This is a genomic window from Bifidobacterium favimelis, from assembly GCF_037963085.1.
In the GTDB taxonomy this organism is placed as follows: domain Bacteria; phylum Actinomycetota; class Actinomycetes; order Actinomycetales; family Bifidobacteriaceae; genus Bombiscardovia; species Bombiscardovia favimelis.
The window spans coordinates 1,406,136-1,425,946 of sequence record NZ_JBANDZ010000001.1 but is presented as its reverse complement, the minus strand read 5'-3'; the positions used below and the strand labels follow the sequence as shown (position 1 = coordinate 1,425,946).

Annotated in this window: 15 protein-coding genes; 4 read left to right on the top strand and 11 right to left on the bottom strand. The window is 61.0% G+C overall.

What is annotated here, in order from left to right:
• Positions 1-70: 70 nt before the first annotated feature.
• From V6584_RS05775 to V6584_RS05740, 8 genes are all read right to left on the bottom strand, one after another.
• Positions 71-310, bottom strand: a complete 240-nt coding sequence (locus V6584_RS05775) for a hypothetical protein (protein ID WP_340469530.1) — start codon at positions 308-310, stop codon at positions 71-73.
• Between the two features lie 59 nt (positions 311-369).
• Positions 370-2,103, bottom strand: a complete 1,734-nt coding sequence (locus V6584_RS05770; protein WP_340469529.1) for a DUF308 domain-containing protein — start codon at positions 2,101-2,103, stop codon at positions 370-372.
• Between the two features lie 170 nt (positions 2,104-2,273).
• Positions 2,274-3,605: a hypothetical protein gene (locus tag V6584_RS05765; RefSeq protein WP_340469528.1), complete on the bottom strand. Its 1,332-nt coding sequence runs from the start codon at positions 3,603-3,605 to the stop codon at positions 2,274-2,276.
• A 503-nt stretch (positions 3,606-4,108) separates the two neighbouring features.
• Positions 4,109-5,515, bottom strand: a complete 1,407-nt coding sequence (locus tag V6584_RS05760) for an MFS transporter (RefSeq protein WP_340469527.1) — start codon at positions 5,513-5,515, stop codon at positions 4,109-4,111.
• 14 nt (positions 5,516-5,529) lie between these two features.
• Entirely contained in the window at positions 5,530-6,048 is a 519-nt protein-coding gene (locus tag V6584_RS05755) for a MarR family winged helix-turn-helix transcriptional regulator (RefSeq protein WP_340469526.1), read from the bottom strand.
• A gap of 225 nt (positions 6,049-6,273) precedes the next feature.
• Positions 6,274-7,197 (bottom strand): class I SAM-dependent methyltransferase, encoded by a 924-nt coding sequence (locus V6584_RS05750; protein WP_340469525.1) that lies wholly within the window; start codon positions 7,195-7,197, stop codon positions 6,274-6,276.
• Positions 7,198-7,502: 305 nt separating this feature from the next.
• Positions 7,503-8,618, bottom strand: a complete 1,116-nt coding sequence (locus V6584_RS05745; protein WP_340469524.1) for a hypothetical protein — start codon at positions 8,616-8,618, stop codon at positions 7,503-7,505.
• 141 nt (positions 8,619-8,759) lie between these two features.
• A complete protein-coding gene (locus V6584_RS05740; protein WP_340469523.1) occupies positions 8,760-9,611 on the bottom strand; it encodes a helix-turn-helix domain-containing protein in 852 nt (283 codons plus the stop codon).
• A gap of 145 nt (positions 9,612-9,756) precedes the next feature.
• On the opposite strand from V6584_RS05740, the gene V6584_RS05735 reads away from it, so the two are divergent.
• From V6584_RS05735 to V6584_RS05720, 4 genes are all read left to right on the top strand, one after another.
• Positions 9,757-12,021, top strand: a complete 2,265-nt coding sequence (locus tag V6584_RS05735; RefSeq protein ID WP_340469522.1) for a beta-L-arabinofuranosidase domain-containing protein — start codon at positions 9,757-9,759, stop codon at positions 12,019-12,021.
• A 97-nt stretch (positions 12,022-12,118) separates the two neighbouring features.
• The gene (locus V6584_RS05730) at positions 12,119-13,618 is read left to right on the top strand and encodes an oligopeptide:H+ symporter (RefSeq protein ID WP_340469520.1); all 1,500 of its coding nucleotides are present in this window, start codon (positions 12,119-12,121) and stop codon (positions 13,616-13,618) included.
• Positions 13,619-13,683: 65 nt separating this feature from the next.
• Positions 13,684-15,900, top strand: a complete 2,217-nt coding sequence (locus V6584_RS05725) for a glycoside hydrolase family 127 protein (RefSeq protein WP_340469784.1) — start codon at positions 13,684-13,686, stop codon at positions 15,898-15,900.
• 165 nt (positions 15,901-16,065) lie between these two features.
• On the top strand, positions 16,066-16,932 hold the full coding sequence (locus tag V6584_RS05720; protein ID WP_340469519.1) for an aldo/keto reductase: 867 nt from the start codon (positions 16,066-16,068) through the stop codon (positions 16,930-16,932).
• Between the two features lie 141 nt (positions 16,933-17,073).
• On the opposite strand, the gene V6584_RS05715 is transcribed toward V6584_RS05720, so the two are convergent.
• The 3 genes from V6584_RS05715 to V6584_RS05705 form a co-directional block, all read right to left on the bottom strand.
• Positions 17,074-18,261: a MalY/PatB family protein gene (locus V6584_RS05715; protein ID WP_340486257.1), complete on the bottom strand. Its 1,188-nt coding sequence runs from the start codon at positions 18,259-18,261 to the stop codon at positions 17,074-17,076.
• 72 nt (positions 18,262-18,333) lie between these two features.
• Entirely contained in the window at positions 18,334-19,182 is an 849-nt protein-coding gene (locus V6584_RS05710; protein ID WP_340469517.1) for a DUF3737 family protein, read from the bottom strand.
• 394 nt (positions 19,183-19,576) lie between these two features.
• A partial coding sequence (locus tag V6584_RS05705) for a hypothetical protein (protein ID WP_340486255.1) occupies positions 19,577-19,811 on the bottom strand: 235 nt, incomplete at its 5' end.

Here is a 19,811-nt window from a genome sequence, read left to right as displayed (position 1 = left end):
TTGCCAGTCTATACGGCGGAGGTGGAAAAGCGGGGGACCGGGAGGAGCGGGCTGTGGCGTGGAGCCTTTGTCACTCCTTGCGGAAACCGGCGGCCAGTCCCAGCACGCCCGTCGTCAGGGCCAGGATCCCCGATCCCACCGGATCCGGGGAGAAGACCGAGACCAGTGAGATGAGGCCCACCACCAGGGCTACGACACCCAACAGGCGGCGGGGAAGACGGGGGTTTATGGCCACCCATAGGAGGAGGCAGGCGGCGAAGACGATGGCGAGTGAGGCCACCCAGGCCATGATCGGTGAATTTACAGGCATTGTTTACTCCTTGAACCTTGAAGTCATTGTTGGCCTTCCATCGGGTGCCAACGTCCTCATCACAGCTGTTCCTGCGCTGAGCCGGGGGTATCGGCAGCGGCAGGGCCGGTCCCGGCCCCGCCTCCCGTCACCTCCACTCTGTCCCGGTCGGGGTGTGACCTGTCCGGCATGAAGCCTGCCGCCAGGGCAAGCAGTCCGGAAACGGCGCCCAGAACACCCCCATAGACCGGGATGATGCTGAAGGCGGTCAGCAGACCCATCAGTCCGATGATGCCCGAGAGTGCTCCAACCAGGCGACGTGACGTCACCGGTTGGAAGGCTATCCAGATTCCCAGGGCCAGGGCCACCAGGGCCCCGATTATGCAGATCCAATCGGTCGTTCTCATAGGGTTCACCTCATGTTGAGTGGTTGTGTCAGGGCCGATTATCATCGAGTCGGCCTTGGGGTTCATGATCATGTCCTTCGCGATGAAGAAGGAGAAGGCCTGTCTTCCCGACACGTTCCTGCCCAGGCCGGATACCGGAAGAACCTTGTCTTTCCAACCGGTGGACAGGTTGATTCTCGCCAGTTCGACGTGGCCGGCATCGGCCTTGTCTCCCGACTTGTCGGGGGACAGCCACCAGGTGTGGGCATAACCGTCGTTGAAAGTTGTCAGGCTGTTAATGGAGTTCAGATCGTTCAGCTTCTGATCCCGTGTGATGGTCCTGGTCCTCCCGTCACCTGTGCCGGTGGCCATGAGGGAACCGTCCTTATAACGCCAGTACATGGTCCGGCCTTGAAGGGAGAGGCCTGTGGAATCCATGACGGTGCGCTCTCCCTCGCGGGGTGCTATCGGTTGACCGTCTTCGGTGGTCAGGGGGATGACCTTGCGTTCCCCCGTTCGCGGGTCCCACTGCTCAAGGGCGACCAGGCTTACATAGTCATCGCCCTTCTTGCCTTTGGTCAGGGTTTGAATGGCCTTTTGCGACAGCCCCAGTTTGGACATCTTCCCCACCTGGTCGGCGTTTCCGCCCTCATTGGCGAGGAAGATTATCTTTCCGCCGGAGCATGGAAGAGGTGACTGTGTCGCGATGGAGGTCTGAGAGAGGGGGTTCTCGACTTCCTTGATCGTCGCAGCCTGAAAGGACCCGGCTTTGACCAGTGAGCTGATCCGGGTCCTGTCCGGGGTCCTGGAGTCGTCACTGTTGGTCTCGGGCATGTCGAAGACGTAGGCCGAATCCCCGCAGGCGGAGAGGGATGGCTCGCTGGAGGCGGCGACGAAGGTCTGCCGTTCGATGGTCTGCCGTCCGATCCCACCGGTCTTGTCCAGGTAGACGATGTCCTGCTCTCTCCTGCCGTTGTCGGTGGAGTCGCCGCCGTTCAAGCTGACGTGTCTGATTCCGTCGGACAGGGGGGCATAGGCATACTGTCCGAACTGCGACCGTGTGCCGGGTGTCGGTTTACGCGTGGCCTGTGTCGTGCCATCCGGCTTGAACCAGGTGGCGGTGCTGTTGTCGGAGATGAAAAGGCCCTTGTCGGTCCAGGAGACAAGTGTGTTGCCGATTCCTTCTGTTTTGACCAGATTGTAAGTGCCATCGGGGTAGATGAAGGCCAGATATCCCGACTTGTTGGGTGGCAGGAGGGAATAGGTGTCGGCCTGCAGGTAAGTGACGGCGTAGACCTGGTCTATGTTAATTTTGTCCATCTTGACCACGCCCAGGCCATGGTCCGTTGGATACAGGGAATCCAGGGCGGCCCAGGCCAGGCCGACCAGGAGCATCAGGACCAGGCCCGCAAAACCGGCGATACGCACGCGATGATTCCTTCGTGTCCGCCCATTCGCGGAATGACCCTCTTCGTCTGTCCTCGTCTTGCTCTTCATCGTGCGTCGGCCCTCTCTGGCTTCGTGCGCCATGCTCTTGCGGTTGTGCGCCCCTGCTGCTTCTTCGCTTTGCTCCAGTTTAGTACAGGCCGGAGGCCATGTCACACCTTCTGGCCTGAAATGAGCTTTTCTGCACGGGGGTTGACGGCGAAGCTCCTGTCGATGGTGTTGGAATCACCGGCCCCGTGGATGATTTTCTCCAGACCCTTGACCTCGATGGTGTTGATGGTCTTGCCGGTGTCAAGATCCTGGCGGGTGATCGTCACCCGGTTGGGTTCATTGATGTGGTGATACCAGACGTCCACGGTTTTGTCGGAGAAAGAGGCCCAGAAACATGATCTGGACCAATTGTCCTTTTGGTAATGGGTTCTGTTCAGTCTGACGGTCTTTCCTGAGTTGACGTCAGTCCTCAAAAGGCCGCCGTCCCCATACCACCAGTAGAACTGGTCGCCGTGCAGTGAGTGGGAATCATACTGTGAATATCCTATCTGGTTTTCCTGGAAATGCACCGGTCTGGCCTCCTCGTCGACGAGGGGCAGGACACGACGATTTCCTGTTTTTGCATCCCACTGTTCTATGGTTGCATAGGAAAAGTTGTCGCCTTCGGTATCTTCGGCAGTGAGAAAGCGGCGAAGATCATAATCCAGATCATTGTGCTTCTGTTTTATTGTCGAAGAATTGCCTCCTTGGCCGGAGATAAAGACGATGCTGTCATTACTGCAAGGGGCATTATGAACGATGCCATTATCGGATGACAGGATATTGTCACGTGTTCTTATCGTTCTCGGGTGATAGTGATTGTCAACTATCAAAGATGAGAAGCGGATCAACTCTCTGCTGAGATTGACGCCATCGTCGGTAAGCTGATAGGCGTAGACGGAGCTTCCGCAAACACTGATGCTTGGAACAGGGTGGTCCGTCAGGAAGCGATGCTTTTCGGCTTTCTGACCGTCGAAAAGGACGATGTCCTCGTTGTATCCCTTCCCGTCCTCGGTGAAGCCCCCGTTATAGACTCCGACATGGGTTATGTTGTCTTGCAACACACCAAGCGTGTCCTGCGTGTCGACTTTGGGGCTGGGTACGACTTTTGGCTTTTGCCCCTCTGCCAGCCAGTAATCGTTGTCTTTGTCGGCGAAGAACAGGCCTTTTGGCGTCCAAGACACCTTGCCGTATTCCATATCCTTGGTTTTGACCAGTCTGTAGGATCCGTCGGCATAGATAAAGGCCATGTAGGTGTTTTCCGGAATGGTGGCGCTGGCCCGTTGCGGGACCAGATAGGCAGCTGCGTACACCTTGGAGATGTCTATCTGGTCGAGTGCAACGGTTTTCCTCGAAGCATCCAAGCGGGAACAACCCGCGCCGGAGGCAATCAGGACAAGTGATAGCAGAATGTAAACGGAAGCCCTGACTCGTTGACTGATACGATGCATCATGCGTTTCGTCCTCTCCGTTGATTCGACACCGTCGGCAGCGACATTCCTCAGGAGTGATGCGGGCCCCCTCCTCGTGAAGTCGGTGATTCAGAATCTCATGTATGTGATGGTCCGCAAGGACAGCATGACATCATTTGGATACACGCCCTGTCCGCAGTTGTATTCCGGATTGGTGCTTGTGCCCTCTCGATCCGTCACCTCCTTGTATACGGAAGCCACTTTCCATGTTGAAAGATGGTGGTTCGGATTATAGGGTGCCGGCTGGCGGCAGTCAAGATGTGGCAAGACGGGGGGGGTTATCAACCCCCTCGAACGGGGCCGTGTCACCTCTTGCATGGCGCCCCTGTCGGGAACCCTGCCTGGAGGCCGTATTCGTCGTTCCCTCCCGGCCGCCGGGATGTGGCATAGTCGAGAAGTCCACGACGGCCCCGTCCAGCCTCCGGCCGCCGGGATGTGGCGCCCCGCTGGGAGCCCCGTGCGCCGCAATCGGTCGACCCGCAGGTTCATCCGGCCGTTTCAACCCTGTGTCGCCGTATCGCCCATGCGGCCAGGATGGCTTCCAGGGTTCCCAGTACCAGAAGGAGGAGCAGGGCATTGCGGGAACCGGCGATGGTGCCCAATCGACGGTCGCTCGTCGTGGCCTGGCCGGCGGCCACCAGAGTGGCTGCCAGACTGCTGCCGACGGCGGCCGCGAACTGCTGGACCGTATTGAATATGGCGTTCCCGTCCGCCTGCTGGTCATCGGTCAATCGACGGAGGCCGTTGGTCATGATGTTGCCGAAGCTCAACCCGATGCCCAGCATGAAGAGGATGTAGAGGCACAGTATCAGCGTCACGGACAGGTGGCGGCCGCAGAGGGCGAACCCGAACAGACCGCACAGGGAGATCAGGCTTCCGCTGACGATCGGGACGACGGGTCCGAGCTGGTCATACAGCCTGCCTGACAGTGGAGCCAGAACGGCCCCAACCGCAGCCCCCGGCAGGACGACCAGTCCGGCTTGCAGGGCGGTGAGCCCGTTGACCAGTTGCAGATGATTCGGCAGGATGAATGAAAGGGCCAGGGCGCTGATTTCAAAGAGGATGAAGGCGCAGACCTGCATGGTGAACCTGCCGTCGGTGAAGAGCCTGACATCTATCACGGCTCCGGTCTCATGGGCAGCTCGCCAGGTGAACCAGACCAGGCAGGACAGGCCCGCCGCCAGAGCACCCGTGAACCGCCAGGACGACGGCCCGGCCGGGGCGTTGCTGATGCCGAAGATCATGCCGCAGAATCCGAGGACGATCAGGACAAGGTCGAGAGGGTTCACGGAAGCGGTCCTGCCTGTCACGGGCCTGGAGGGGATGCAGGTCAGGCCGAGCACCAGGGAGATGATCAGGAGGGGGACGAGGATGGCGAAGACGTATCTCCACCCTATGGTGGTCGCCACCAGCCCTCCGAAGGTGGGGCCGACCGCCGGCCCTATGGCCGTGATCAGGGTTCCCACGCCCATCATCGTGCCGATGCGACGCGGCGGAACCTCCTCCAGGATGATGTTGTACATGAGGGGGAGGGCGATGCTGGTGCCCAGACCCTGGACGGCCCGTCCCGCCAGGAGCATCCAGAACCAGGGTGCCAGGCCGTCGATGACCAGTCCGGCGAGGAAGAGGAGGTTGGAGCACAGGAAGAGGGTTCGGCTGCTGAACCGCCGTTTGAGGGTGGCCGAGAGCGGGGTGACGGAGGCCACAACCAGGAGGTAAAGGGTGGTCATCCATTGGACGCTGCCCGTCCCCACGTGGAACTGGTCCATCAGGGTGGGGAAGGTGATGTTCATGGCCGTCTCGACGATCACCCCGCAGAAGGACATGATCCCCGTGGCCATGACCGCTCCCACGACCCTCTTGGATATGCCGGTTTCGTTTCCGGATGGCATGCTCTCCACGGCCCTCATCTTCCCTCCCGTCCCTCGTCGTCGTTTCCGGATACGACCGAGGGTCTTTGCGTCGTCTCGGCCCCCTGTCGCTCTTTTTCGCCCGGTTGTGAGTTCAAGTGGATGAAGTAGGAGAGCACCCGCAGGAAGGTGTCGAGTTCCTGCCTGCTGAAGTTGTCGGTCATGGCCTCCCTCTGGGCCTGGATGTAAGCTCCTGCTGCAGCTCGGATGGGCTTGGAGCCTTCGGTCAGGCTGACGGTTTTCTGGCGGCCGTCGTCGGGTGACCGTCGGGTGACGACCAGTCCCTTCGCCTCCATCCGTCGCAGTATCACCGTGGCTGTTGACCCTCGGATGTCGAATTCGGCCTCGATGTCCCGCTGGGTATGGTCCCGCCCGTCACCAAGGAAGTCGATGATCGACATCTGGCTTCCGGTCAGGCCATACCCCCTTGCATAGGCATCCATTGACCTGGCCATCAGATTGGCGGCCCGCTTGATTTGTTTGCCGTAGTCCCCCTGTTTTTTGTCTTCTGACAAGTCCGACCTTCTTCCTTATGATTCATTAGCTACCTAACGAATCATCTCCGGGGTATAGACAAGAGGGACTATGGAACGTCGTCACTGCCGGATGTGAGAACGCCGGGGCCGTTTCATCCCGATGGCCATGGCCCCGATGGGGATTCCCGGCTGGCTTCGGCTGGCCCTGCCGGTCGTGGCGGTGTCGGCCCGGATGCCCGGTCTGCGGCATCCGGGCCGACGTCCTTATAGGGTTTCCGGCTTCTGCGCCACCAGCGAGAAGGTCAGGGGGATCCTGGGAAGGCCCTCAGGCATGACCCAACCCTGGCGCCCCTTGTCGTACTCCAGCATGGGGAGGGCCTTCCAGTCGCTGATGTCATGCTCTCCCAGGGCCCTGATGGTCAGGCCTGCGTCGATGAGGACCCCGGTCATCTCCTGGAAGTCGTGCGCCCAGTTGTGGTTGGTCGTGTGTGTGATTCTGGGGCCCGGGGTGTCGGCTTTCCCGACGATGCCTCCTGTCCTTTCCTCCTCGCCGTCATCCTGTCTCATCGTGTAGGTCTGATCGGTCTCGTAGGTGATTTCGGTCCCGCTGAACCAACCTTGCACGATGGTCAGGCCGTCCTCGTCCAGGGCGAAAAGGAGGGGGTGGGTGTCCCTGATCATGAAGATGCCTCCCGGTGCCAGGAGGGAGGCGATGGATTGTGCCCACTCCCGGAGGTCGGGCAGCCAGGTGATGGTGCCGACCGATGTGACGATCAGGTCGAAGAAACCCTTCTTGTCGGGCATGGCCTCGGAGGCGAAACGGGCATCACCTTCGACGTAGGTGATGGGGGCGTGGGCACGGGCGGCCAGCCGACGGGCGTGGTTGAGGGCGGCGGGGGAGAAGTCCAGCCCGTGGACCTCCCTGGCCCCCAACCTCCACCAGGTCAGGGTGTCATCGCCTATGTGGCACTGGAGGTGGAGGAGGCGGCGTCCCCGCACCGTGTGGTCGGGGAGGTGGTCCCTGAGCACGGCCATGTCTTTCATGACCACCGGGGTGAGGGCGGTCGGATCGTCGGCGAAGGCTCCCAGGTCGCCGTACCCTCCTTGTGCATGGATCTCGGCCCGGTCGTTCCAGTTCTCCCGGTTGTCGCTGACGTCGCTGGAAGGGGCATGTGTTCTGTCGGTCATGTTTCGTTCTTTCCTATGATTCGGTGGATGGGTTTTCCCTTGAAGGTGGCATCGTTCTGAGGACGATGCCGCAGCGGCACATTTGCATACGGCTTGATGGAACATGTCAATGGCATGACAAGAAGGCCCCGTTCGGGCTCTGTCGCCCGCAATACGGAGCCGGGCCGAAGCCGGGTGCTCACTGCTCTATGAAAATCGTCAGGTTGCAGTCTACGCTTCACAGGGGACGCCACACCGGTGGGGACGCCCATCCAAGGGGTCTGCATCCTGGAAAGCCACCTTGCCGCCCCCGACCCTTTCACCGGTCACAGCGACGGGTCGGGGCTCTGTGCCGGGGGCTTGGGGACCTGGTCCATATGGCCCGAGTAGTCGTGGTTGACGGGATTGGTGTTCCAGGGGTATGGCAGATTCACAGCCGGATATATCCGGTCCAGCAGGGCATAGGCCTGGGGGTCGTATTCCCGCAACTCGCTGCGGGTGTTCAGGGGGCCGCGGACCCCGTCCCATGTGTCCGTGGCGGATTCGGCCATGACGTTGAACCACATGGAGGTCAGGGTGGCGAAGTACTCCTCGATGTTGCCCATCAGGTAGGTGCAGGGCCACAGACCGGTCCGGGATGCATGCCGGTAGGCTTCTTCGAGTTCATGGGCGAGCGACCGGTCCTCCAGCTGGTTGATCCCCAGCAGGTGTATGGCATGTCCGAACTCGTGCGCCAGTATCGATTCATTGAGGTAGCGGGTCTGGTCGATCCCCTCCGTGATCCTTTGGATGTTCTTCGCCGATATCGAGGTGACCGGGTCTTCCACCATGCCGCCGTACCCCTCGACCGGACGGTCCATGATCTGTGCCCCTCCCCTGTGCTCGGGGATGTCATAGACATCCTCGTGGAATCCATAGATGGCGACTTCAGCCCCCTGTGCGACCATGGCCCGTGCGATGTCGGGCGCCTTCGAAAGCATGGTGTCGATGAGAGAAGCGGCGAGGAGCCGGGTGTAGTGGCTCACATCGTCGGAGGACTTGATGGCGATGCCACAACGGCAGTTGGTGAACTGCGTGTAGTAGTCCTTCCAGTTGTTGACCACGTAGGTACGATCGGGGTCGGCCTGCTGCCCGTGCCGGTTCCGAATGGCGGATCCGGTGTGCACAGTGAGCCGCCCCAGGGCACGGTGGTCCAGCGGATGCCGCGTTATCAGGGTGGTCCGTTTTTTTATCGGCTCATATACATTGAGAAGGTTCCACTCCACATCCTCGTCGTTCATCAGGTCGACCGGGCTTGCGTCCAGGGCCACGCGGAAATTGTCCGGATCGGCGGCGCCCTCGACCTCCTGGTCCCAATAGAGTTCTATGCGGCGGGGATCTATCATCTGGCTGAAAATCAACTTGGGTTGTTCGACGTGCGGCATTTCGGAATCTCCCTTCATTGCGGAACCTCCATGCACCTTCCATCCTATGTCGGGTGGCGGTGGAGGGCCATCGCCGGGCGCGGTTGCGTCAAGAAAAGCCACCGATTGTTCCCGATGCTTCACCCTGCCGGCGGTCCGCCGCCTGCCGGGGCCGGGGACCTAGTGCGAGTTGAAATGCCTCTGATTGAAGGTCCTGCGGTAACGGGTGGGGGTGATGCCGGTGTTCCGCTTGAAGGTCTTCATGAAGTACTTCGCATCGTTGTACCCGACGATCGAGCCGATTTCGTCGACGGTGTCGTCCGTTTCGACCAGGAGGGACTTGGCCGCCTCCATCCGGAAACGTTCGATCTCCCGGGAGATGTTGATGCCGAACCTTTTCTTGTATATGCGTGACAGGTAGCTCTTGTTGTAATTGAAGTAATCGGCGATCTGCTCCAGACTGATCGGCCCCAGGGCGTGGATTCTTATCCAGTCATGGACCGGTTGCAGCCCGTGGGGGTCCATGGGCTGCTCCCGGAAGGTCCTCCTGGTCTGCATGGTCACCTCATGCAGAATGCAGGCCAGTATGCAATTGAGGTACTCCTGGTCCCCTCCCATTTCATAGACGTCCAGGAGCTGGTTGGTGATGACATGGATCCTGTCCATGACCAGCTCCTCGCTGTATCCCGGCAGCAGGATGGAGGGACGGTCCGGTGCCCCGTCACCCGAGCCGGGCTGGTCCGCGGGGTGCAGGCCGGTCAGGCTGAAGTGGAACCAATCGAACTTCAACCCTCCGCCGATGGGTCGGAACCCCTGATGCTCGACCAGAGGGGGGACCAGGAGAAAGGTGCCGGGGCCGGCCATATACCGGTCATCGCCGATTTGGATGGGAAGGACCCCCTGGGTCAGGCAGATTATCTCATAGCTGTTGATGACCCGCCTGTCGTGCTTCCATCCGGCTTCGCCGATGAAGGTGCCCGCCGAAATGAGTTCAGGCAGGGGGTGGGGTTCCTCATCGCAGAAGTATGTCATTATAATCGACCCTGACCTTGTGGCAATCAGTAAAAATAATCTACTTATTCTGGATTCTACTACACCGGTCGGAACCGGGGCAGCCGTTACGATGGAACCATTGGCAGCAGGGTAGCAAGCGTACGGTCGAAGGAGAGATGCGCCGATGGTCACGGAAGCGGAACGCACGGTCAAGGATGACATTCAAAGCCTCTACCTGGGCAATCTCCGGACGGTCGAATATGACCTGGATCTTCCCTCCTCGGGGAAGAACGGGTCCCATATCACTTGGAAGTCCGGCGACGACCGATATGTCACCGATACGGGGAAGGTCACCCGTCCGGCGTATGGCATCGGGGACCGGACGGTGAACCTGACGGCCACCTTCTCAAAGGACGGCGTCGATGAAGAGGTCGTGTACGAGGTCAATGTACTGGAGGAGCGCAACCACATCGTCATCGACGCGATCCATCCGATAGAGCTGGAGCATGCGGTCGGCGAGACCTTCTACCTGCCCCAGGTCGTCGTTGTGAAGACGGACAAGGGGGAGGTGCTGCCCCAGGTCGTCGTCTGGGACGGGGGTGAACGGCGGCGGTATGACCAGGTGGGAGAACACCGGGTCACGGGGCATGTGGACGCAACGGATTATCAGGTCGCCGGAAGGGTGGTCATCAAAGAGCACCTGGCCGCGAAGACAAGTGACAGGAAGATGAAGGTCCGCCCCTTCCCCATGCAGGCCGTCCGTCTGACCCCCGGCAGCCCCTTCGAAAGGGCCCAGGGGCTGCGCCTGCGGTTCCTCAAGAGCGTCGACGACGATCAGATGCTGGTCAATTTCCGGCGGGCCGCTGGCCTGGACACCAAGGGGGCCCCGGACATGGTCGGTTGGGATACGCCTGATTCCAACCTGAGAGGGCATACCACAGGCCACTATCTGAGCGCCCTGGCCCAGGCCTATGGGGCCACCGGCGATCAGGGGATCCTTGGAAAGCTCGGATACATGGTATCGGAACTCGGCACCGTCCAGGAGGCCTTCGCCGCGCGGCCCGGAATCCATCCGGGCTTCCTCAGCGCCTATGACGAGCGGCAGTTCGACCTGCTCGAACAATTCACGACCTACCCGAAGATATGGGCGCCCTACTACACCCTGCACAAGATACTGGCCGGTCTGCTGGACGCCTACCAGGTCGCCGGCCTTCCCCAGGCCCTCGAAATAGCCAGGGGGATCGGCGACTGGACCCATGCCCGGTTGAAGCGCCTCGATCCCAGTCACCGGAAAAAGATGTGGGGCCTGTATATAGCAGGGGAATTCGGGGGAATGAACGAATCCCTGGCCACCCTGGCCCGGTTGACCGGTGACGACACCTACCTGGAGGCGGCGCGCTTCTTCGACAACGACAAACTCTTCGTACCCATGGAGTGGCACATAGACGCCCTGGGCTCCCTCCACGCCAACCAACACATTCCGCAGATCGTGGGAGCCCTCAAGACCTATGAGGCAGGGCATGAGGAACGGTATTACCAGATCGCCCGCTTTTTCTGGAACAGCGTGGTGGAACACCACATATACTCGTTCGGCGGCACGGGGGACGGCGAGATGTTCCAACAGCCGGATGTGATCGGCACCAGGCTCAATGAGAACTCGGCCGAATCCTGCGCCTCATACAACATGCTCAAGCTCACCCGGGACCTCTTCCCCTACGAGCCCGACGTGGAGAAGATGGATTACTACGAAAACACCATGGTCAACCACGTGCTGGGCACGGGCGATCATGAGGGCATCGGCGGCACCATCTACTTCATGGGCACACAGGCGGGGGCTTCCAAGACCTTCGACACCGACAACACCTGCTGCCATGGCACCGGTCTTGAGAGCCAGTTCCAGTATGGAGACAGCATCTATTACGAAAGCGGCGCCGGCCTCCTGGTCGCCCTGTATGTCCCGTCACGGCTGAAGACCGAAACGGCGGATCTGGCGATCGAAGCGGACATGGCTGACCCCGGTCGGGTGGCCATCCATGTCGGCAGGCTCTCCGAGCCCTTGATCCTGCGCCATCCCGCCTGGAGCCGTCGTATGAGCGTCCGGGTCAACGGCTCGGAGGTGGAGACGACGGAACAGGACCGTTACATGAGGGTGGACCGTGACCTGTCCGCCGGAGACATCGTGGAACTGGCCTTCGAACCTACCCTCCGCTTCGTTCCCACTCCAGATGTCCCCTCCCTTGTGAGCGTGGCATACGGGCCTTACATCCTCGCGGCCATCGACCAGGAGGAGGGGGGCATGGCCGACCTCCACGCCCACGACGCCGAAGAACTGGCGAAGAGGGTCACCAGGGAGCCGGGAACCCTGGTCTTCCACGTAGACGGCATGACGATGATCCCCCTCTTCGCCGTGGACCACGAGAGGTACTCCGTCTATTTCAACCGAGGCTGACCATGCAGATGGCACCCCGTGTGAGTAAACAAAGTAAACCTCAAAATAATACACCTTTTCTATATATTGCCCACCATTCCAGAAAAGCGGTAGAACCATGAAACATATAGAGAGCACCATCGAGGAAGTCAGAGACGACACCCGCTTCTTCGGACACCCACGAGGTGTCGGCACCCTGGCCCTGGGGAACTTCTGCAACTCGGCCGCCTGGGGTGCCTTCTACGCCTTGATGATCTACTACCTCTACACGCCCTTCTCCCAGGGGCTGGGCTTCTCGCAGGGGGATGCGGCGCTGATGATCGCGGGGATGGGGGCGGCCAACGGCCTGCTCAACATCGTCGGTTCCTGGCTTTCCGACAGGGTTCTGGGCATGCGCAAGGCCCTGGTCTTGGGGAACCTCCTGAAGGCCCTCGCCTTCTTCATACTGGCGATACCAGCGACCAGCCAGATGATAGGGCAGACCATGGCCTACATCTCCCTGGTCCTCCTGTCCATGCCGATCATGGGCATGTCGAACGCCTCCCTCACCGGGCAGATGTACCGCAAGGATGACGCACGCCGACGGGATGCGGCCTTCACCATCCACCAATTCGCCAATACGGTGGCTGGCATCATCACCCCCGTCGTCGTCGCCCAGATAGGGTTGAAGAACTTCCACATCGGGTTCGCCGTCGCCGGGGTCTTCGCCCTCCTGTACGGGGCCTCCATCTTCTTCACCCAGTACAAGTTCTTCGGCCCCCTCGGCGAGGCCCCCATCAAGCCCCTCTCGAAGGAAGAGAGCAGGCGGGTGCTCAAGTGGGGCGGCATCGTGGCGGCAGTGGTCGCCGCAGCCATCGCGGTCCTGGTCATCAGCGGCCATTTCAACCTCAACAGCGTCATCAACGCCGTGACAACCTTCGCCTTCATCGTCCCCCTCTGCTTCCTGGTCAACCTCTTCAACAAGAAGGACCTGACCAAGCGGGACCATACCCATCTGCGGGCCTTCCTCTGGTTCTTCATGGCGCAGATAGTCATGGCCCTCAGCGGCACCCTCCTGACAAGCGCCATAGCCATCTTCCTCGATAAGAAGGTCGACCGGGTGGTCTTCGGCTTCACCATCGCCCCCGGTTCCGTCCAGGTGATCTACACGGTCATGGACCTGATAGCCGGGCCGGTCTTCATCTTCCTGTGGACCAAGACCAGGGCCGGGAAGATCAGGACCACCTACAAGTACAGCGCAGGCCTCCTGGTCACAGCCCTGGCCTTCTTCACCCTGACAATCCCCGCCTTGATTCTGGGGGGCGGTACGGGTGCCCGGTACAGCCTCTGGTGGGTGCTGGTCTACTACTTCTTCATGGCCCTGTCGGATCAGTTGGTGGGCCCCATCGGCAGTTCCCTGGTTTCGGGCCTGTCGCCCGACTCCTATGAGACGCAGCTCCAGACCGCCTGGAACCAGACGGCCGCCATCGGCAACGCCATCGCCATCATCTTCTTCAAATTCTTCCAGACGGCCGACCAGCAGGTCTACCTCTTCCCGATCGTCGCAGGCGCCCTGGTCGTGGTCAGCCTGATCCTGGTCGTCTTCAGCCGTCGCATTGAAGGGGAGATGAAGGCATGACCGGAAGCGAAAGGACAGAAAGAGTAAAGGGGTTGGACCTGACATCGGCCAGGGACGCGGAGCCGGTGGGGTCGGTGTGCAGCAGGCCCATCGGCATCAGGTCCGCCAGTGTGGACGACGCCTTCTGGTCCGCCGAACAGGAGCTGGTGAGGACGGCCGTCTTGCCCTACCAGTGGAAGGCCCTGAACGATCAGGTTCCGGGAGCGGCACCCAGCTACTGCATGCACAATTTCAGGGCGGCGGCCGCGCAGAACAGACGTTTGTCGGCCCAGGCCAGCAAAGACGGCAGGGGGAATGCCCCCACCTACACCAACAGGGGGTTCAACTGCCTTCCCGAGGACCCCTCCCACCCTGATCCCGACAAGTTCTATGGCTATGTATTCCAGGACACCGACTTTTCCAAGTGGGTCGAGGCCGTGGGATATTCACTGGCCCACCACCCGGACGAGGAACTCGAACGCACCGCCGACGAGGCCATAGAAACGGTCTGCGCCGCCCAGCTGGAGAACGGTTACCTCGACACCTACTACATCCTCAACGGGATGGACCGCCACTTCACAGACCTGAAGGACCATCACGAGCTCTACTGCATGGGCCATCTGATCGAGGGGGCCATCGCCTACTACGAGGGGACGGGCAAGACCAGGCTGCTCCACGCGGCGGAGCGTTTCGCCGACTACGTGGCCTCGGTCTTCGGGCCGGAACCCGGCAGGCTGCATGGGTACCCGGGGCATGAAATCGCCGAGATGGCCCTGGTCCGCCTCTATGAGACGACTGGGGTCCGCCGATACCTGGACCTCGCGTCCTATTTCATCAATCAGCGCGGGACCGAACCCCTCTACTTCGAGCAGGAGGACCGGGAGCGGGCGGAGCACGACGGGGTCGAATACCAGCCCGACACGGACTGGCCCCGTCCATATGCCTACTATCAGGCACATGAGCCGGTGGCGGACCAGCGCCAGGCCGTGGGCCATGCGGTGAGGGCCGGCTACCTCTACGCCGGTGCCGCCGATGTGGCACGGCTGACCGGTGACGGCGCCCTTGATGAAGCGGTCCATGCCCTCTGGCGGGACATAGTTGACAGGAAGCTCTACATCACCGGGGGAGTCGGTGCAAACGCCGATTCGGAGTCCCACTCCTACGCCTACGACCTGCCCAATGACACCGGGTACTGCGAGACCTGCGCCTCGGTGGCCCTGGTCTTCTTCGCACGGCGGATGTTGGAACTCGACCCCAGGGCCGAATATGGGGATGTGATGGAGCTGGCCCTCTACAACAATGTGCTGGACGGGATGGCCCTGGACGGCAAGAGCTTCTTCTACGGCAACCCCCTGGAGGTCAGACCGCAGACCAGACGGAACCATGACCCCAGGTACTCTTACGTCCCCATCGTCCGCAAGAAGTGGTTCGGTTGCGCCTGCTGCCCGCCAAACCTGGCCAGGTTGGTGGAATCCGTGCAGGATTATGCCTACACGGTCGGCGAGGACGGGGCCACCGTATTCACCCACCTCTACATCGGCGGCCAGGTCAGCCTTGACCTTGCAGGGGGACCTTTGACCCTTTGCATGCATTCGGACCTGCCCTGGAGCGGAGGAGCCTGCGCGACCGTCAGGTTGGGTGCCGGTGGTGGCGGCGGGAGCCTGACCGCGCGGGAGTGCACCCTGGCCTTCCGCCTGCCGGCCTGGGCCGGGGGAGAAGCGGCAGCGGATTGCGTAAAGGTCCACCGGTCCTGCGCTGACGATGCGCCCATCACGAAAAGGGTCAGCCAGGGGTATCTTTACCTTTCCGGACCTTGGAGGGATGGCGACGGCATCGACTTCGACTTCGACATGCCCGTACGGGCCATGGCCGCCAACCCCCTGGTCAGTCAGGATGCCGGCAGGGTCGCACTGGTCAGGGGGCCGATCGTCTTCTGCGCCGAGGAACGCGACAACGGCGCCAACCTCCACCTCCTGCATCTTGATGGCCGTGCTTTACTGACGGACGGCAGGGGGATCGACAAGGCCCATGGAGGACAGGTGGAGGTGGAGCCCTTCACCTTCATGGCCGGTTCCGCCCCCGACGACCCTGGTGCGGCAGGGCATGTCGACCAGGTGAGCAGGCCCATGGTCAGGCTCCGGGTACCGGCATGGAGGCAGTCCGATTCGCAGGCGGAGACCAGGCCCCTATATGAACCGTGGGGTCCTGTCGTCCACGAGCCGGCCACGGCCCTTCTGATTCCCTATTTCGCTTGGTCCAACAGGGGTGAGAACGAGATGAGGGTGTTCCTGGACGTGGGGTGAGCGGCTGTGAGGAATCGTCTCGTCGGGACCGGGGATGGCTGCTTGCCTCCTTGGCGGTCGCTTGACCTCAAGCCCGCTTGAGGTTATAGAATCATTGCGGTTTCCCTGGTGACGGCGGCCGGAACGAGGCCATCCCGATCTGAGACATGCTGCAAGGAGGGCTTCATGGGTGACAAGGTCATTGACGAGCACTACCACCTGTCCAATGGGGTGGAAATCCCCAAACTGGGTCTGGGCACCTGGCTCATCGACGAGGACAGGGTGGCCGGAGCCGTGCGCCAGGCCATTGACATCGGCTACCGGCATATAGACACGGCCGAGGCCTACGGCAACGAACGAGGCGTGGGACGGGGGGTCCGTGAGAGCGGGTTGCCCCGCAGCGCCCTCTTCGTCACCACCAAGCTGGCTGCCGAGGCCAAGACATATGACCAGGCGGCACAGGCAATAGAAGGTTCGCTGCGGGATTTGGACCTGGACTACATCGACCTCATGATCATCCACAGCCCTCAGCCCTGGGATGACTTCCGGGGCGGGAACTATGACGAAGGCAACCGCCAGGCCTGGAGGGCCCTGGAGGAGGCTTATGAATCAGGCTCGATCAGGGCCATAGGAGTCTCCAACTTCACACAGGCCGACATCGAGAACATCCTCTCCTCGTGCACGGTCAGGCCCATGGTCAACCAGGTCCTCATGCACATAGGCCATACCCCACTTGATCTGATGGACTACTGCCATCGGGAGGGCATCCTCATGGAGGCATACTCCCCGGTGGCACATGGAGCCATATTGGACGACCCCAAAGTCTCTGCCATGGCGGCCCGCTATGGGGTGACTCCGGCCCGCCTCTGCATCCGCTACGATCTGCAGCTCGGCGCCCTTCCCCTGCCAAAGGCGGAAAACCCGGACCACATGCGTGAAAACGTCGACGTGGACTTCGACATCTCCGCGGATGACATGGAAGCGCTCAAGTGTATGACGTCCTTTGGAGGCTATGGCAAGGACGAACGCTTCCCGGTATTCAGCGGGAAGTAAATCGGGTTGTCCACCCGCAATCCGCTTGCGTGGCGAACGCGCCGACCACCCACATGGAGGCCTGTCATCCCGATAAGCAGGGGAACCGGTCACTGCTGCCGACGGTCTGACCCGGTTGCAGGTCCCTTTTCCCTATGCGGGTCAGACCGTGAGGAAAGAGGTCAACCTTGCCAGCCCGTCTTCCAACATGGAGGGTGGGCAGGCTATGTTCATCCGCAGGAAACCGTTGCCGTTGCCTCCGTAGATAGACCCGGGAGACAGGCATAAACCCGTACGTCTGCGCAGCTGCGTGCACATCTCCCCGGAGTCGGAGGTGAGGGCGGTGCAGTCCAGCCAGGCCAGATAGGTGGCTTGTGCAGGCACCAGCTTGACGTCCGTTCGGCACTCCCCGAGGGCCTGGCCCAGTCTGGTACGGTTGGCGCGGAGTTGTGCCTTGAGTGATTCCAGCCAGGCGGAGCCTTTGGTATAGGCGGCGATGGTGGCGGGTATGGCCAGGAGGTTGGGTTCGGCGAGTTCATCGGTGTTGAGTCCCCGGTCGACCAGCGCCCGCAGATACGGATCGGGGGTGATGACCGTGGCGGCGTGGAGGGCCGCCAGGTTGAAGGTCTTGCTGGGTGAGACCAAGGTGATGGTGTCTCCCCTCAGCGATTCGTCCAGGCTGAATGCCGGAGTGTAGTCAGGTCCTTGCAGGACAAGGTCCCCGTGGATTTCATCGCTGAGGAGGACCACGTGATGTTTCAGACAGAGACCGGCCGTCCGTTCCAACTCCTGCCGTGACCAGACGTGGCCCGTCGGGTTGTGGGGGTTGCAGAGGATCATGAGGGTTGTCAGAGGTTGGGCCAGTTTGGCCTCGAGATCAGCCCAATCAACCGAATAGGTGAGGCTGGTCCGGTCGTACACCAGGTCGCTGGACAGTTTGTGCCTGCCGTTGTTGACTATCGAATTAGTGAAAATGTTATAGACCGGTTCTTGGACCAACACCTGGTCGCCGACGTTCGTGACCCTTCGAACAATGGACGATATGGCCGGCACCACCCCGGTGCAGAAGGTCATCCACGAGGTCAGCGGCCGGGCCCGATGCTCTCGGACGTACCAGTCGGCGACCGCATCAAAGTAATCCTCATGCGGTTCCTCGTAGCCGAAGACACCGGTTGCCACTTTGTCCTGCATGGCCTCGATGATCGCAGGCGCCGTGCGCAGGTCCATGTCCGCTATCCACATGGGCAGCTCACCGGGGGCCACGTCCCACTTGACAGAATCGGAGTGGCGCCGGTCCGGTGCATCGGCAAAATCAAATTCGTCCATCTCAGCCCTTTCCGTCTTTGTCATGTCTTCATCGTCTCGCAGGCACCCGATGAAAACAGGATCGGATGCACAGCTCCGGCCTTGATGCAAGGCTGTTCAAGATCTCACGTGGATGTCGGTCCGCGAGGGGTCGATCCTGGCTGGGTCCATGATCAGATCGCCGACACCGCCGACCCTGATGACCCCGCTGATGGGGTTCTTGATACTGTCCACTTCCGAGTCTATCTCGGCATCGATGTCGGAGCAGTATTCGAAGGCCAAACCGGTGTGAATGAGCCTGCATTTCCTCATGACCAGCTTGTCGATGTAGCACAGGCCCTGGTCGCTCTCCACGGTGCAGTTCTCCAGGGTCAGGTTACTGGTGTTCCACCCCAGGTACTCGCCGTCGATGAAGGAGTCGGTGATCGTCACGTTCCGGCAATTCCAGAATGCGTCCTTGCTTATCAGACGCGAGTGGCTGATGGTCACGTCGCTGGCTCCGTCGAATGCATAGTTGCCGACAAGATCCAGATGGTCGGCCTTAATTCCGCTGCTGTCCTTGCCAAAGTAATCTCCGTTGACCTGGACCCTGTTCATGGTCACCTCCCGGCAGGTCCACAGGGTTTCAGCGGCATCGGAGAAGTGTGTGTCCTCCAGAGTGACCCCCTTGCAACGGCGGAAGAGCTTGGGTGCCTGGATGCTGCTGTCGGTCAGCGTGATGTCATCGGTGTACCAGACGCCCGAGCGTGACATCTCCTCGAAAACCATGTTTCGCGCATCTACGTGCCTGCAATACCACAGTGGGTACTTCCACTGGAAGATCACCCTGTCCAGGGTCAGGTTCCGTGCATGTTTGAGGGGGGATTCGCCCGGTCCGAAAGTGGTCCCGGTCAGGGTGGCATCGCACTCGCCGAACAGGGACCGCTCTCCTTCGAAATATCGGTTGTCATACACCGTTTTTGTCATTGGCACCTCGCGGGATCATTATCACGGTCTAACTGTACGACTTTGAGTTGGTTTAAGGTCAACAAAATACAACGGTTCGCGCAAGCGGCGACCGACTCAATCCGGGACCGGCGCCGTTTCCCGACCTTCGGAAGGGACCTGTGACCATACGGGCCGGGATCTTCCCTGTCTGATGATGGATTTTCCTGTGCCGATGGTGCTTTCAGACATCTGATGGTTTATGCCGATGTTTGTTGCCTGTGGCAAGGGGAGGTGGGCCGTTAAGTGTATATCGGGTTTTGCGGGGCCCGCGTATGGCCGGTGCCTGTAGTGATGGATGGGGGCCGGCGGCGGAGTGGCGGCGCTGTGCGTGCACTCCGGTCGCCGGCCCCCGGTGGGGTCAGGATTCCGGGCGTTATCTGGTGCGGGGGCGGTGTGCTGCTCCCCGGCTCTTGCGGAGGCCAGCCAGGATGAGGATTCCAGCGGTCAGGGTCAGGATTCCCGTGGCCAGGATGACGGCGGTGCTGCTGCCCGTGCTGGACAGGACGCCGCCGGACGGACCTGTGCCGTCGACGGACGGACCCGGGCCGTCGACGGGTTTGGCCGGCTTCTGCTTGGGGTCAGTGGGCCGGGTGGTGATGTCGGGTGTC

Bases quoted from the DNA above. Each gene is read 5' to 3' on its own strand.
- V6584_RS05775 (WP_340469530.1), bottom strand. From the start codon at position 310: ATGCCTGTAAATTCACCGATCATGGCCTGGGTGGCCTCACTCGCCATC.
- V6584_RS05765 (WP_340469528.1), bottom strand. From the start codon at position 3,605: ATGATGCATCGTATCAGTCAACGAGTCAGGGCTTCCGTTTACATTCTG.
- V6584_RS05760 (WP_340469527.1), bottom strand. From the start codon at position 5,515: ATGCCATCCGGAAACGAAACCGGCATATCCAAGAGGGTCGTGGGAGCG.
- V6584_RS05750 (WP_340469525.1), bottom strand. From the start codon at position 7,197: ATGACCGACAGAACACATGCCCCTTCCAGCGACGTCAGCGACAACCGG.
- V6584_RS05745 (WP_340469524.1), bottom strand. From the start codon at position 8,618: ATGAAGGGAGATTCCGAAATGCCGCACGTCGAACAACCCAAGTTGATT.
- V6584_RS05740 (WP_340469523.1), bottom strand. From the start codon at position 9,611: ATGACATACTTCTGCGATGAGGAACCCCACCCCCTGCCTGAACTCATT.
- V6584_RS05735 (WP_340469522.1), top strand. From the start codon at position 9,757: ATGGTCACGGAAGCGGAACGCACGGTCAAGGATGACATTCAAAGCCTC.
- V6584_RS05730 (WP_340469520.1), top strand. From the start codon at position 12,119: ATGAAACATATAGAGAGCACCATCGAGGAAGTCAGAGACGACACCCGC.
- V6584_RS05720 (WP_340469519.1), top strand. From the start codon at position 16,066: ATGGGTGACAAGGTCATTGACGAGCACTACCACCTGTCCAATGGGGTG.
- V6584_RS05715 (WP_340486257.1), bottom strand. From the start codon at position 18,261: ATGACAAAGACGGAAAGGGCTGAGATGGACGAATTTGATTTTGCCGAT.
- V6584_RS05710 (WP_340469517.1), bottom strand. From the start codon at position 19,182: ATGACAAAAACGGTGTATGACAACCGATATTTCGAAGGAGAGCGGTCC.